Raw genomic sequence first — 13086 nt, 5'->3', positions numbered from 1 at the left:
CCATCAGCACGATGCATCCATCGGATGTGTCGCGGGAAAAGCGCGTCGCTGCAGTGAGTGTGTGACGGAGTGTCTTGGCCGTTCTCCGCCGAAGCGGCGCGATCGCCATGGGTGTTGCATGCAGGCCTGCCTCACGCCTGCCGCCCGCACAGGGACTTGAACCCAATGCTGAAACGCAACATGCCGCGCCCCAGACAGGACGCGGCATGTGCATGCGTAACAGCGATGGAAGAACGACGCGATGCGCACAGGCACATCGCGCACTTCGCGCTTAGAAGCGGAAGTTCAACCAGCCCATCACGAAGGTCGAATCACCGTAGCCGGCTTTCTCCAACGCCGGGCCCGCCATCAGGTGTTCGGCGCGGAAGGTCACCGACCAGTTCGGATCGATATTCCAGGTCGCGTTGATGCGCGGCATGGTGCCGATGCGGCGCTCGCTGGTGTTCTGGGTGCGAGCGTAGGCACGCGCCTGGTTGTTGTAGATCGCATCGCTGGTGGTCTGGCGCCACAGGGTTTCCCATTCCAGATTCACGGTGAGTTTGGAGGTGGGCGAGAACGTGAACGTCGGTGCGGCGGTGACCAGGTTTACCGGGCCGAAGAACGTGGCCCAGCTGAAGTAGATCGTGTTGCCGTACAAGAAGTTGTTGTTGCGCAGCGTGCCGGTGCCAGAGGCGCCACCGCCACCGGAAGCGATTTCGCTATGGAAGCCCAGACGCGGCTTCCAGCCCGATTCGCTCAACGACCAGGCGTTGGAGGTGCTGGCCATGTAGGCGCGCAGATCACGTCCGCCGAAGCTGCCGCGCTGCACGGTCACGAACGAGTCGGTGCGCAGCTTGCCCACGTTGCCCCACAGGCGCAGGCCGTAGTAATTGCGGTTTTCTTCGGCAGTCTGGCGGCCCCAGACCTGGTTGTCGTTACGGAACTGATAGAAGAACGGCTCCAGATACATGGGCTTGGCCGTCGGCAAGCGATAGCCACCGACCACACCGCGGAAGTGCCGCGAGCGGTCGATGCGGTCATCGCCCAGGCCTTCGGTGCCATCCAGGTTGAAATTGAAATCGAACACGTCAACACGCGTCTTGTCGCCGATTGCCCAAGCGCGCGCGCCGTTGAAGGTCACGAAAATATCGGTGTTGTCGCGCAACGCCATCAACGTGGTAGGGCCGTCGACGAACACCTGGCGACCGACGCGCAGACCGGTATCGGCGCCGCCGATGTTGCCCTTCACATCGAAGAACACCTGCTGCAGGATCGCGTTGTTTTCCTGGGTGCCGGTCTTGGTACCTTCGTTGCGTCCATCCAGGCTGCCGTGCGCCAACTCCGTGTACAGACGGAAGTGTTCGCCGACATGGAAGTCCGCGCCCAAGAAGGCGCGCAGCAAATACTGCTGCTGCGAATGGCTACCGGGAATCAGGCCCGGATTGGTGATGGTGTTGCTGCGCACGCGCAGCTCGTTGCTAAGCGACACATACACATCGCCGTCTTCATTGAGCGGGATGTACTTGAGCGGATCGAACGGGCTTTTGCGCTTGGACGGGTCCTTCAGATACGACCAGTCTTCGGCCCAGCGCACCTGCCACATATTGCCGCCCTGTTTGGCGCCCCATCCCTGCGCTTCGAGCGGGTAGCCCTTGGCGGTGGCGGGTGCGGCGGTGACCGGTGGCTTGGCAGGCTCCGGCTGGGTCTGTTCTGCATTGGTGGGCGCAGGTTGCGTCTGTGCAAAGCCCAGTACCGGCAGCGCCAACCCGATCGCGAGGCACAGGCGCCGTGTGGCACCAAAGGAAGTATCAGCCATGGCCGGCCGCGCCAAGCGTGTCAATTGCATCGTAGTGCCCCATCGAAAGTGAAAAACCCCTGAGCGAACTTATCGGCACGGGGGACGTCGACTGTAGTTAAGCCGTGCCAGAAAGGCAGTAACCCAAAGGTTCTAAGCTCATGAACGCTCTCGGGTTTGCGCAGGCGGGCGCTAGTGGGGCGGGGAGTGGGGAGTGGGCATTGGGGGATTCGCAACGGCGGTGCTGCGCTCTGCGGTGGACCGCATTGCGTTGCCCGCGATTGCTCAAGCGAGGCTGGCCGATCACGCCTTCGCTTTTGTTTTTGCTTTTGCTTTTGCGAATCCCCAATCCCCGCCCATGACGACCGGCACATTCACTATAGATAGGTTCTACATAGCATCACCTTCGACCTAGCGGAGAGGGCCGATGAGCGAGCCGGATATCCACCTACGCAAATTTCAGAAGGAGTTGAGTGCGGGCACGGTGTCACTGGCCTTGCTGGCCGTCCTGGCCCAGGCCGATGAGCCGCTGTACGGCTATCTCATTGCCAAACGGCTCGAGCGTCTGGAAGGCGTGCTCAGTGGCAAGCAAAGCGCTTTGTACCCCGTCCTGCGCAATCTGGAAGGGGCCGGGTTGCTGCAAAGCCATATCGAGCCATCGGCCTCCGGGCCACCCCGGCGGTATTACCGCATTACCGATAGCGGGCGTGACTGCCTGCGCGATTGGACCGCCGCCTGGCGTGCCACCCGAGATTCCGTTGATTCAGTGCTGGAGGGGACCCACGTATGAACACGATGACGCAGGCACATCCGTTGCCGACCACCATTCCCGATTATCTGTTGCAACTGCGCCAAGCATTGTCCGGCGCTGACCCGGCGATGATTCAGGACGCGCTCTACGACGCCGAAGAGTATCTGCGTGCCGAACTGGCAGAGCAGAAAGGCAAGAACGAAGCCGAGGTCATTGCAGGCGTGGCCAGCAGCTACGGCGCGCCGGAGGAAGTGGCCGAGATCTATCGCGAAACCGAAGTGACCGTGACCCGCGCATTGCGCCCACCGGTGCCACCCAAACGCGCATCGTGGATCGGCGCGTTCTTCGGCGTGGCCGCCGACCCACGCACCTACGGCGCATTGTTCTACATGCTGCTGTCGCTGCTCACCGGCATCTTCTATTTCACCTGGGTCGTCGCTGGCGCGAGCCTGTCGATCGGGTTGATGATCCTGATCATCGGTGTGCCGTTGCTGGTGCTGTTCTTCGGCTCGGTGCGGGTGTTGTCGCTGGTAGAAGGTCGCGTGGTCGAAACGCTACTTGGTGTGCGCATGCCGCGTCGCCCGCCACATCCGGGGCTGCAGGGTGGTTGGCTACAGCGCATCGGTGCGATGTTCACCGACGTGCGCACCTGGAGCACCATGTTGTACTTCCTGTTGATGCTGCCGCTGGGTGTTATCTACTTCACCGTGTTTTGCACGCTGTTGTCGCTGTCGTTGGGCTTGGCCGCGTCACCGCTCGCACTGTTGTTCGACAACGCTGCGGTACTGACCTGGGATGGCGTGGATATCACCAGCGGCTGGCTGACGCTGCCGTTGTTCCTGGTGGGCGTGCTCTTGTTATTCGTCACGCTGCATGTGGCACGCGCCTTCGGCAAGCTGCATGGCATGTTCGCCAAGCAACTGCTGGTCAAGAGCGGTGAGGCGGCTGCGTGATGCGCCTGGCCGGTATGTCGGTGTGCGCAGCGTCGATGGCGGCGCTTGCTGCCGCACGTGAACCCGCCTGAGCGGTCGCGCGTAGGGAGGACAAAAAATTCCCCGGCCGTGCCGGGGAATTTCTTATTGCGTCGGTCAGGCGCGTTTACTGCGCTTGCGGATCGGGGTCACGGTAGCCGGATCACGGCTGCCGACCGGGTCGGCATCGTAGCGGGCGATGAATTCGCGTACCTGCGGATACACCACTTCGCGCCAACGACGGCCGCTGAAGATGCCATAGTGACCGGCGCCTTCCACCACCAAATGGCGACGATGCGCGGCGTCGATGCCGGTGCACAGATCGTGCACGGCCTCGGTCTGACCGAGGCCGGCGATATCGTCCAGTTCGCCTTCGATGCTCAACAGGGCGGTGTTGCGAATCGCCGACGGCTTGACCAGCTGGCCGTCCACTTTCCACTTTCCCTGCGGCAGCAGGAAGTCCTGAAACACCACGCGGATCGTGTCCAGGTAATACTCGGCCGGCATGTCGAGCACGGCGTTGTACTCGTCGTAGAACTGCCGGTGCGCCTGCGCATCCTGCAGGTCGCCCTTGACCAGATCGGTGTAGAAATCCCAATGCGACATCACATGCCGGTTGGGGTTCATCGACAGGAAGCCGGCGTGCTGCAGGAAGCCCGGATACACCTGGCGGCCATGGCCCGGATACGGGAACGGCACGGTGTGGATCAGGTTGTTCTGGAACCACTCGATGCCGTTTTCCGTCGCCAGGTTATTGACCTGGGTGGGGCTGCGGCGCGCATCGATCGGCCCGCCCATCATCACCAACGAGCGCGGCGTGGGTTCGTCGTTGGTCGCCATCAGCGACACCGCCGCCAACACCGGCACGGTGGGCTGGCACACGCTCACCACATGCAGGCGCTCGGCGCCGATATGGCGGATGAAGTCCTGGATGTAGGCGATGTAGTCGTCGAGCCGGAACGCACCCGCTTCCAGCGGCACCATGCGCGCATCCACCCAGTCGGTCACATAGACCTTGTGATTGCGCAGCAGGGTGCGCACGGTGTCGCGCAACAGGGTGGCGTGATGGCCGGACAACGGCGCCACCACCAGCACGGCGGGCTGCTCCTTCATCTTGCCGATCAGTTCGACGTGGTCGCTGAAACGCTTGAAGCGCAGCAGCCGGCAGAACGGCTTGCTCAATACTTCGCGTTCGATGATCGGCAGCGAATGGCCATCGACCTCGACATCGTCGAGCGCCCAGGCGGGCTTTTCGTATTCCTTGCCCAGACGGTGGAACAACTCGTTGCCGGCGGCCATGCGCTCGGCGCCCGGGAGCGAAGCCCACAGACTGTCCGGGTCGGAAAACATCTTGGCGTTCGCCTGGGCCTGATGCACCCAGGGGGCTAGCAGATTGCGGGTCAGCTCATGCAGTTGATAAAGCATTCCACCCATCCGTGCGGTTTTGCTGCCGCGCAGCATACCGGTTTTGGCGCATTTGCACCTTAATGGGGCTGCGGACGGTTGAGGCTGTCATGTGGAATATGGCAGCAAACGCGCCGGCGGGGATGGGGTGGGGGAGGGGCCAAGCTCCCGTCATGGATGACCTGGAGTCGCCCACACGCCGGTCAGCGACGTTCCAACGCAGACGTTTCTCCGGCCAATTGCGGCGACAACCAGCAATGCGACCCCAGTGCGGCAAAGCCCACGCTGGCGAAGCGCTTGCGATACCAGCGCGCCGGTCGCGCCTGGAAGCCATCGTGATCGCCTTCGAATGCGTCTTCTTCGGCGAAGGCTTCCAGAAACGCCACGCCTGCGCACATCTCGGCCAGTCCGGGCAGGCCCTGGTTGAATTCGCGGGTTGGCACGTAATGCAGCACGTCCGAGCAGATCAGCAAGTCCACCGGCGCGCATGGGCGCAGCCAGGCGAAATCGCCGAAGCGGGCGGGGTGGATCTGACGGCTGCGGCCATAACGCTGAACCGCATAGGCGCTGCTGTCGAAGCCCAGGTAGCGCAGCTTCGGCCGCAACGCCAGCAAGGGCGCGCGCCATGCCGCTTCGCCGCAGCCGACATCAAGCACGCTACGGATCGGCCGTTCCAGGTAGTACTCGGCCTGGGCCACGGCGAGTGCGACCTTGCGCCGCAGGCGTGCAGGGTCGGCCAGGCCCGCATCGCGATACCAGCGGCGGAAATAGTGGGCGTCGTACTGTTTGGGGTCGGACTGCTGCATGGACGTCAGCTGCTTTCGCGTGCGCGGATAGGTGAAAATGCGGGTCATCCTACGCGAGCCAGTGGAGCCAGCGCATGACCCTGTATTTGTGGATCAAGACTTTCCATCTGTTGTTCGTGATCGCCTGGATGGCCGCGGTGTTCTATCTGCCGCGCATTCTGGTCAACATCGCCGAAGCCGGGAACGACACCGCAGTGCGCGCGCGCTTGGTGTTGATGGGGCGGCGGCTCTACACGTTTGGCCACAGCATGCTCGGCCTGGCGCTGTTGCTGGGCGCGGTGCTGTGGCAGGGCTACCGGGTGATTCCAGACTTCCCGACGATGGTGACGGGCGGCTGGTTGCACGCCAAGCTGTTTGCCGTGGCGTTGATCCTTGCCCATTACATCGTGTCCGGCCGCTGGGTCAAAGGCGCCGAACAGGGGCGCGCAGTGCCCAGTGGGCGGGCGTTGCGCTGGTTCAACGAAGTCCCGGTGATTCTGCTGGTCGGCGTGATCTGGCTAGTGCTGGCCAAGCCGTTCTGAGTGCATTCCGCACCGCGCCAGGAACACCTGCGCGGTGCGGTATCGCAGGCGCGGGACGCTGCCTCTGCGTGCAGACCTTCTGTCGTGAAGCATCACGCTGCCGTCGGTCGGCGGGCAGCGACTGACCCCACAGCTCGATCTGCGCACGCGATGCAGCGACGTCCGGCGATGCTGGATAACGCTTGAGCCAGACCGCGTCGCGAAACGGCGTCGGTTTGACTGCATGGTGGGACATTAGATCCACGGAGCCTGGCCTTGGACAACGTTGGCGTCATAGCTCACGTTAGCGCGGACTGCGTAAATCGCAGCCAATCCATAGCCTACCGCTCTCCCGAACTGACCGAGGCCTGCGAACTCCAGGAGGGTTACCAAGGCAATCGCAAGAAGCACGTAAACAAGGGCCTGACGCCAGAGCCCCTTTGCCAGGAAATAGAATGGCCCCAGCAGGAAGGCGAGCCAGTTGAAGTTGATTCCTTTCGGCAATCGGCAGGGAGCGAAATTTGGCAGCGTTGTACCACCGGCCTTTGTGATCACCTGGAAACGCTTCTTCCATTTCTCCGAGACATTCAGGCGATCGATGCGATCTTCCTGCATGGCGCGCGTCACTGTTTCAGCGGCTAGTGGCAGGGAGGTGCGAACGTCGTGCGCGTTGTACGAGTCCATTTCCTTAAATCTCCAACGTGATGTCTAACGCACGCGGCAGGCGCAGCGAGGTTATGCGCCTGTCGGCTGTTGCTTGAGCAACATCTCCAGAGACTGTTTCTGGTGTCCGGCAAATCCCTTCCTGCCGTACAGCGCGTAAATTTTGCCGAATACCTCTCGGGTGCGCGCTTCATCTCCGAGCTGCAGCATCGCTTCGCCTTCGGTCATTAAGACAAGATGGTCGGTGTGGTCTGGGTCGTCGTACATCAGCGCCATCAGCTCGATCCATTTGCACACGTTGTCCTTGTCGTGCAGATCGGCGTAATCCTTCACGAAACTTGCAGACAGGCTTTGCGGGTAGTAATCCCAGCGCTGTTTGGGCTCGGGGATCAGCGCCCACGCCTGACATCCCAGAGCGAGCGATTCCGCCAGGGCGCCGCTGCGAAACGTCTGCGCGGACTGCTCCAGCAGGTGATCGATCTCGGCTTTGAGACCTGCCTCGATTTCAGGCTTTCTCTGCATGGGTGGTCGCCTTGATCAGATGGCCGATCGATTCAATGCATGTCGCGTGTCGCTGCGGAGATGTGTGCGAGTGACGATTGGATCAGGCGCTGGGGTCCAGTTCGCGCAGACCCTTGCGCGCCAACTCGACCCAGGCGCGTTGCTCGCGTTGGTAATGCTTGGGCGAGGCGGCGGCGTGACGTAGCACTTGTTCGTAGACCGTCTTGGCCTGATCGGGGTGTGCGATGCGCTGCAGCAGCTGTGCATAGCGCACGCGTGCTTCTTCGCCCGGATAGCCCTGTGCCAGCGTCTCGTATTCGTGCAGCGCAGCCTCGGTGTCTCCGCTGTCTTCGACTGCGCGTGCATACAGCAGATGCCCGTCATGCGAACGGAAGCTGGGGTTTGCCGCAATCAAGGCATCCAGGGTCTGCCGCGTCTGCTGTGGCTGCCCCAGTCCGAATTGGGCCTTGGCCAGGCCGAGCATCAGGTGCGGGTCGTCGCGATACAAGCCACGCAGGGCGCCCTGGTAATGCTCGGCCGCCTGCGCGTAATCGCCTTGCGCCAGCAAGGTCTCGGCAAGCTGGCGACGATTTTCCGGAGTGTCGGCCACATCCAGGCGGCGTGAGGCATCGCGCTGTTCACGTTGCGGATCCAGGGTGTTGCGCACGCGTTTGAGGCTACGGCGTGCGTGTGGGTCGTTGCGCAGATCGGGGATGACCGCCACGCACACGTAGACCAGCACCGCCAGCAGCGAAAACGCCAGCAGCAGAAAGATCCAGTACAAGGGCCGCCCGCTGCGCACGACGTGGACGCAGCAGGCGGCTTGCAGCAGCAGTGAGATCAGCAGGAGCGGAGACATGCGGGTGTGGCGTCCTTTCCATGGCCGCGTACTCGGCGCGGCCGTCATCATGCACGCAGATCAATGCCCTTCGTAGGCACCGTAGCTACGCAGTCGCTCGTAACGTTGCTGCAGCAACGCATCCACCGGAATCTTTTCCAGCGCGTCCAGCTCGTTGAGCAGCACCGCTTTCAGGCGCTTGCCCATCTGTTCCGGATTGCGATGCGCACCGCCGGTGGGTTCGCGAATGACCTTGTCGACCAGGCCCAGGCCCTTCAGGCGCTTGGCGGTGAGGCCGAGCTGTTCGGCGGCGTCCTTGGCCTTGGCCGCGTCCTTCCACAGGATCGAGGCGCAGCCTTCGGGCGAAATCACCGAATAGGTGCCGTATTCCAGCATCAGGGTGCGGTCGCCCACGCCGATCGCCAGCGCGCCGCCGGAGCCGCCTTCGCCGATCACGGTGCAGATCACCGGGATCTTCAGCTCGGCCATCTCCAGCAGGTTGCGCGCGATCGCCTCGGATTGACCACGCTCCTCGGCACCGATGCCCGGGTAGGCGCCAGGGGTGTCGATGAAGGTCAGCAGCGGCAGGCGGAAACGTTCGGCCAGCTTCATCAGGCGCAAGGCCTTGCGGTAGCCCTCCGGACGCGGCATGCCGAAGTTGCGCGCCACCTTGGTCTTGGTGTCGCGGCCCTTCTGGTGCCCAATGATCACCACCGGTCGCCCGTCGATACGGCCGAGGCCGCCGACGATCGCCTTGTCGTCGGCATAGGCGCGATCGCCGGCCAGCTCCTGGAATTGGTCGCAGATGGTGTTGATGTAGTCCAGCGTGTACGGGCGCTGCGGATGGCGCGCCAGCTGCGAGACCTGCCAGGCGGACAGATCGCGGAAGATCTGCGCCGTGCGCAGGCGTGCCTTGTCGCGCAGCGCACGCACTTCGGTCTCCACGTTGACCGCAGGCCCGGTACTGGCCTTGCGCAGTTCCTGGATCTTTGCTTCCAGATCGGCGATGGGTTGCTCGAAGTCGAGGTAGTTAGGATTCATGCAATGGCGTCGTCAACGTAAGGCGGGGAGTGTAGCCGAATGCGTCTGATGGACCCGTACGGTGGGGTTGGGAGAATCGGGAATCGGGAATGGGGGATCAAATCAGGACGGATGGCGGCCTCGCTTTTGCGATTCCCCATTCCCGATTCCCCATTCTCACGCCCACGGAGGGCTGTACTTGATCTTCAGGGTCCGCACCGCCGGGTCCGCGCGCAGGCTGTCCATCAGGTGCTGGTCGATGCGCACCGAGTGGCCGCCGTTGAGATCGAGCATGCCGGCCACGCCGCCGCTGGGCGCGCGTAGCAACAGGTCCAGGCGCAAGGGAGTCTTGCCTGGACGGTGCTTGGCCAGCAGCGCGTCGATGCGCTTCCAGGCCTGCTTCTCGCGCAGATCCAGACGCAGCGACAGTCGCTGTGCGTGGTCGGCGCAGATCTGCTCGTAGTCCCAGCATTGGCGGATGCGCAGGCTGTAGCCGCCGTTGAATTCGTCCTCGCGCAGGCCGCCCTTGACGATCAGGATGCGGTCGCGGGTGAGCAGATGCCCGAACTCGGCCATCGCATCGGAGAACGCGCTGCATTCCACCCGCCCGCGTCCGTCCTCGAGTTGCACGAACACCTGGCTGTCGCCCTTGCGGCGCACGCCGATCACCTGGCCGGCCAGGATCGCGCTGACTTCCGGGCGCCAGGCGCGTTTTTCGCCATCGCCACCACCACTGCCGCCGCGCTGTTGCGAAGCCAGGATCTTTTCCAGCGCGCCCAGGTCGCAGCCGACCAGCTCGCGGACTTCGTCGCGGTGCGGGTCGAACGGGTGGCCACTGAGGTAGAAGCCCAGCGTTTCGCGCTCGCCGGTGAGCAACTGGCCCAGCGGCCATTCCTTGCTTTCGGGCAGGTCCAGGCGCATCGCCGGCGCGCTCGGATCCGGCCCGCCGAACAGCGAGTTCTGCCCCGAGGCGCGTTCGCGCGCCATCTGCTCGGTGGCCTTCATCACTTCCGGCAATTGCAGCATCAGCGAGGCGCGGTTGCTGCCCAGCCCATCCATCGCGCCGGCGTTGATCATCGCTTCCAGCGTGCGGCGGTTGAGCTTTGCGGTGCCCACACGCGTGCAGAAATCCAGCAGCGTGGTGTACGGGCCGCCGCGCTGGCGTTCTTCGACGATCGCCTCGCAGGCACCCTGGCCGACGCCCTTGATCGCGCCCAGGCCGTATTGAATCGTGTCCGGGCTGGCGGCCTCGAACATGTAGGCCGACTCGTTGACCCGCGGCGGCTTGACGGTGAGGCCGAGGTTGCGCACCTCATCGAGAAAGCCGACCACCTTGTCGGTGTTGTCCATGTCCGAGGACAGCGTCGCGGCCATGAATTCGGCCGGGTAATGCCGTTTCAGCCAGGCGGTCTGGTAGCTGACCAGCGCGTAGGCGGCGGCGTGCGACTTGTTGAAGCCGTAGCCGGCGAACTTCTCCATCAGGTCGAAGATTTCGTCGGCCTTGGCCGCGCTCACCCCGCCCTTGGCCGCGCCTTCGCGGAAGATTTCGCGGTGCTTGGCCATTTCGGCCGGCACCTTCTTGCCCATCGCACGACGCAACAGGTCGGCGCCGCCCAGCGAATAATCGCCGACGATCTGCGCCATCTGCATCACCTGCTCCTGGTACACCATGATGCCGTAGGTGTCTTTCAGGATGACTTCGGTGCGCGGGTCGGGATACACGATCTCCTGCTGGCCGTGCTTACGCGCGTTGAAGTCCGGGATCAGGTCCATCGGGCCGGGGCGGTACAACGACACCAGCGCGATCAGGTCTTCGAAGCGGTCCGGGCGCGCGTCCTTGAGCAGGCGGCGCATGCCCGAGGATTCGAACTGGAACACCGCACCGGTGTTGCCCGAGGCGAACACGCCCTTGTAGGTGGGCACGTCGTCGAGCGGAATGGTGGTGATGTCGACCGGGTCGATGCCGGCGCGCGCGTGGCGCACGTTGATCGCCTTGACCGCCCAATCGATGATGGTCAGCGTGCGCAGGCCGAGGAAGTCGAACTTCACCAGGCCCACCGCTTCGACGTCGTCCTTGTCGAACTGGGTGACCGGATTCTTGCCGCGGCCGTCTTCGTCGTGTTCGGCGAACAGCGGGCAGAACTCGGACAGCGGATCGGGCGCGATCACCACGCCGCCGGCGTGCTTGCCGGCGTTGCGGGTGAGGTCTTCGAGCTGGCGCGCCAGGTCCATCAGGTCGCGTACGTCGTCTTCGACCTGATAGCGCTGGATCAGGTCCGGCGAGGCCATCTCCGAATCCTTGCCTTCGCCCATCGCATCCTTGAGCGTGATGCCCAGGATGTTGGGGATCAGCTTGGCGACGCTGTCGACCAACCCGTACGTGAAGCCGAGCACGCGCCCGGCGTCGCGCACCACCGCCTTGGCGGCCATGGTGCCGTAGGTGATGATCTGGCTGACCCGCTCGCGCCCGTACTTGCGCGCCACGTAGTCGATGACTTCGTCGCGGCGATCCATGCAGAAGTCGATGTCGAAGTCGGGCATCGACACGCGCTCTGGGTTCAAGAAGCGCTCGAACAGCAGGTTGTACGGCAGCGGGTCCAGGTCGGTGATCTGCAGCGCCCAGGCCACCAGCGAGCCGGCACCGGAACCGCGGCCCGGGCCGATCGGGATGCCTTGATTCTTGCCCCACTGGATGAAGTCGGCCACGATCAGGAAGTAGCCGGGGAAGCCCATCTTGATGATGGTGTCCAGCTCGAATTCCAGCCGGTCGACGTAGTCCTGGCGGGTCTTGCCGGGCGCGATCGGGCTCTTTTCCAGGCGCGCGGCCAGGCCCGCGCGCGACTGGCTGCGGATCCAGCTGTCCAGCGTCTCGTCTTCGGGCACCGGATAGGCGGGCAGGAAGTAGGTGCCCAGGCGCATCTCGATGTTGCAGCGCTGCGCCAGCGCGTGGGTGTTGTCGATCGCATCGGGGATGTCGGCGAACAGCGCCGCCATCTCCTCGCTGGACTTCATGTATTGCTGGTCGCTGTAGTCGCGCGGGCGCTTGGGGTCGTCGAGCACGCGGCCAGAGGAAATGCACACGCGCGCCTCGTGCGCGTTGAAGTCGCTGGCGTAGAGAAAGCGCACATCGTTGCTGGCCACCACCGGCAGGCCACGCACGCCGGCGGCATGCAGGGCGAACTGGTTGAAGCGTTCCTCGCCCTCGCGCCCGGTGCGGGTCAGTTCCAGGTGCAGGCCGTCGCCGAACACGCGTTGCCAGTCGGCCAGCTGTTGCTCGGCCAGGTCGGCGCGACCCTCGGAAAACAGACGGCCCGCCAGGCTGTCGCGGCCGGCCAGGGCAAACAGGTTGGCGTGCCCGGCCTGCAGCCATTCCGGGTGGATCGCCACGCCGCCTTCGGGGCGGTGGCCTTCCATCCAGGCGCGGGTCAGCAGGCGCGACAGGCTCAGGTAGCCTTCGCGGTCGCGGCACAGCAGGGTCATGCGCCAGGGCGTCATGTCCGGCGTGGCGATCATCACATCGGCGCCGGCGATCGGCTTGATGCCTACGCCTTCGGCCGCCTTGTAGAACTTGACCAGCGCGAACAGGTTGTTGAGGTCGGTGACTGCCAACGCGGGCATGTCGAGTTCGACTGCCCGGCTCAGCAGGTTGGCCTGCTTGGCCTTTTTCGGGTCAGCCTGATCCGGTTTCTCGGGCACGCGGATGGTGGAATCCGCCAGCGAGAACTCGGTGTGGACGTGCAGATGGACAAAGCGGGAAGTGGACATGCGAGACCGGAATAATGCGCGGTCAGGGTACCGGCGGGGGCGGGGACGAACAAGGCTTGACAGGTGGGGCGGCGGGGTCAGGGTGACGCCTCG

10 protein-coding genes and 1 pseudogene are annotated in these 13086 nt (G+C 63.8%); 3 read left to right on the top strand and 8 right to left on the bottom strand.

The genetic code is table 11. From position 1 onward, the window contains the following. Nucleotides 1-271: 271 nt before the first annotated feature. Nucleotides 272-1825 carry an alginate export family protein gene (locus XpruCFBP8353_RS11255; protein ID WP_101363322.1) on the bottom strand — a complete coding sequence of 518 codons (1554 nt, stop codon included), beginning with the start codon at nt 1823-1825 and terminating at the stop codon, nt 272-274. 376 nt (nt 1826-2201) lie between these two features. On the opposite strand from XpruCFBP8353_RS11255, the gene XpruCFBP8353_RS11250 reads away from it, so the two are divergent. After that, entirely contained in the window at nt 2202-2564 is a 363-nt protein-coding gene (locus tag XpruCFBP8353_RS11250; protein ID WP_101363321.1) for a PadR family transcriptional regulator, read from the top strand. Then, nucleotides 2561-3478, top strand: coding sequence for a sensor domain-containing protein (locus XpruCFBP8353_RS11245; protein ID WP_101363320.1), 918 nt, complete (start codon nt 2561-2563; stop codon nt 3476-3478). The genes XpruCFBP8353_RS11250 and XpruCFBP8353_RS11245 overlap by 4 nt, the downstream gene beginning before the upstream one ends. Before the next feature lie 135 nt (nt 3479-3613). On the opposite strand, the gene XpruCFBP8353_RS11240 is transcribed toward XpruCFBP8353_RS11245, so the two are convergent. Both XpruCFBP8353_RS11240 and XpruCFBP8353_RS11235 read right to left on the bottom strand, forming a co-directional pair. After that, nucleotides 3614-4957, bottom strand: a complete 1344-nt coding sequence (locus XpruCFBP8353_RS11240) for a polyhydroxyalkanoate depolymerase (protein WP_162301028.1) — start codon at nt 4955-4957, stop codon at nt 3614-3616. Nucleotides 4958-5103: 146 nt separating this feature from the next. Continuing rightward, nucleotides 5104-5706, bottom strand: coding sequence for a methyltransferase (locus tag XpruCFBP8353_RS11235; RefSeq protein WP_162301027.1), 603 nt, complete (start codon nt 5704-5706; stop codon nt 5104-5106). A 74-nt stretch (nt 5707-5780) separates the two neighbouring features. Between XpruCFBP8353_RS11235 and XpruCFBP8353_RS11230 the strand changes: the two genes are divergently transcribed. Further along, nucleotides 5781-6227: a CopD family protein gene (locus tag XpruCFBP8353_RS11230; RefSeq protein ID WP_101363318.1), complete on the top strand. Its 447-nt coding sequence runs from the start codon at nt 5781-5783 to the stop codon at nt 6225-6227. Between the two features lie 234 nt (nt 6228-6461). Here XpruCFBP8353_RS11230 and XpruCFBP8353_RS11225 read toward each other — a convergent pair whose 3' ends face one another. From XpruCFBP8353_RS11225 to dnaE, 5 genes and pseudogenes are all read right to left on the bottom strand, one after another. Continuing rightward, nucleotides 6462-6890, bottom strand: a complete 429-nt coding sequence (locus XpruCFBP8353_RS11225) for a DUF2628 domain-containing protein (protein WP_101363317.1) — start codon at nt 6888-6890, stop codon at nt 6462-6464. Between the two features lie 51 nt (nt 6891-6941). Continuing rightward, nucleotides 6942-7428 (bottom strand): annotated as a pseudogene (locus tag XpruCFBP8353_RS11220) (hypothetical protein). A gap of 45 nt (nt 7429-7473) precedes the next feature. Further along, nucleotides 7474-8229 carry a tetratricopeptide repeat protein gene (locus tag XpruCFBP8353_RS11215; protein WP_101363315.1) on the bottom strand — a complete coding sequence of 252 codons (756 nt, stop codon included), beginning with the start codon at nt 8227-8229 and terminating at the stop codon, nt 7474-7476. Nucleotides 8230-8289: 60 nt separating this feature from the next. Beyond that, nucleotides 8290-9249: an acetyl-CoA carboxylase carboxyltransferase subunit alpha gene (locus XpruCFBP8353_RS11210; RefSeq protein ID WP_101363314.1), complete on the bottom strand. Its 960-nt coding sequence runs from the start codon at nt 9247-9249 to the stop codon at nt 8290-8292. A gap of 156 nt (nt 9250-9405) precedes the next feature. After that, entirely contained in the window at nt 9406-12993 is a 3588-nt protein-coding gene (gene dnaE, locus XpruCFBP8353_RS11205; protein WP_101363313.1) for a DNA polymerase III subunit alpha, read from the bottom strand. Nucleotides 12994-13086 lie beyond the last annotated feature (93 nt).

Origin of the sequence: Xanthomonas prunicola, assembly GCF_002846205.1 — a bacterium.
Classification (GTDB): Bacteria; Pseudomonadota; Gammaproteobacteria; order Xanthomonadales; family Xanthomonadaceae; genus Xanthomonas; species Xanthomonas prunicola.
The sequence above is the reverse complement of the archived record's forward strand: the minus strand, read 5'-3'. Positions and strand labels throughout refer to the sequence as shown.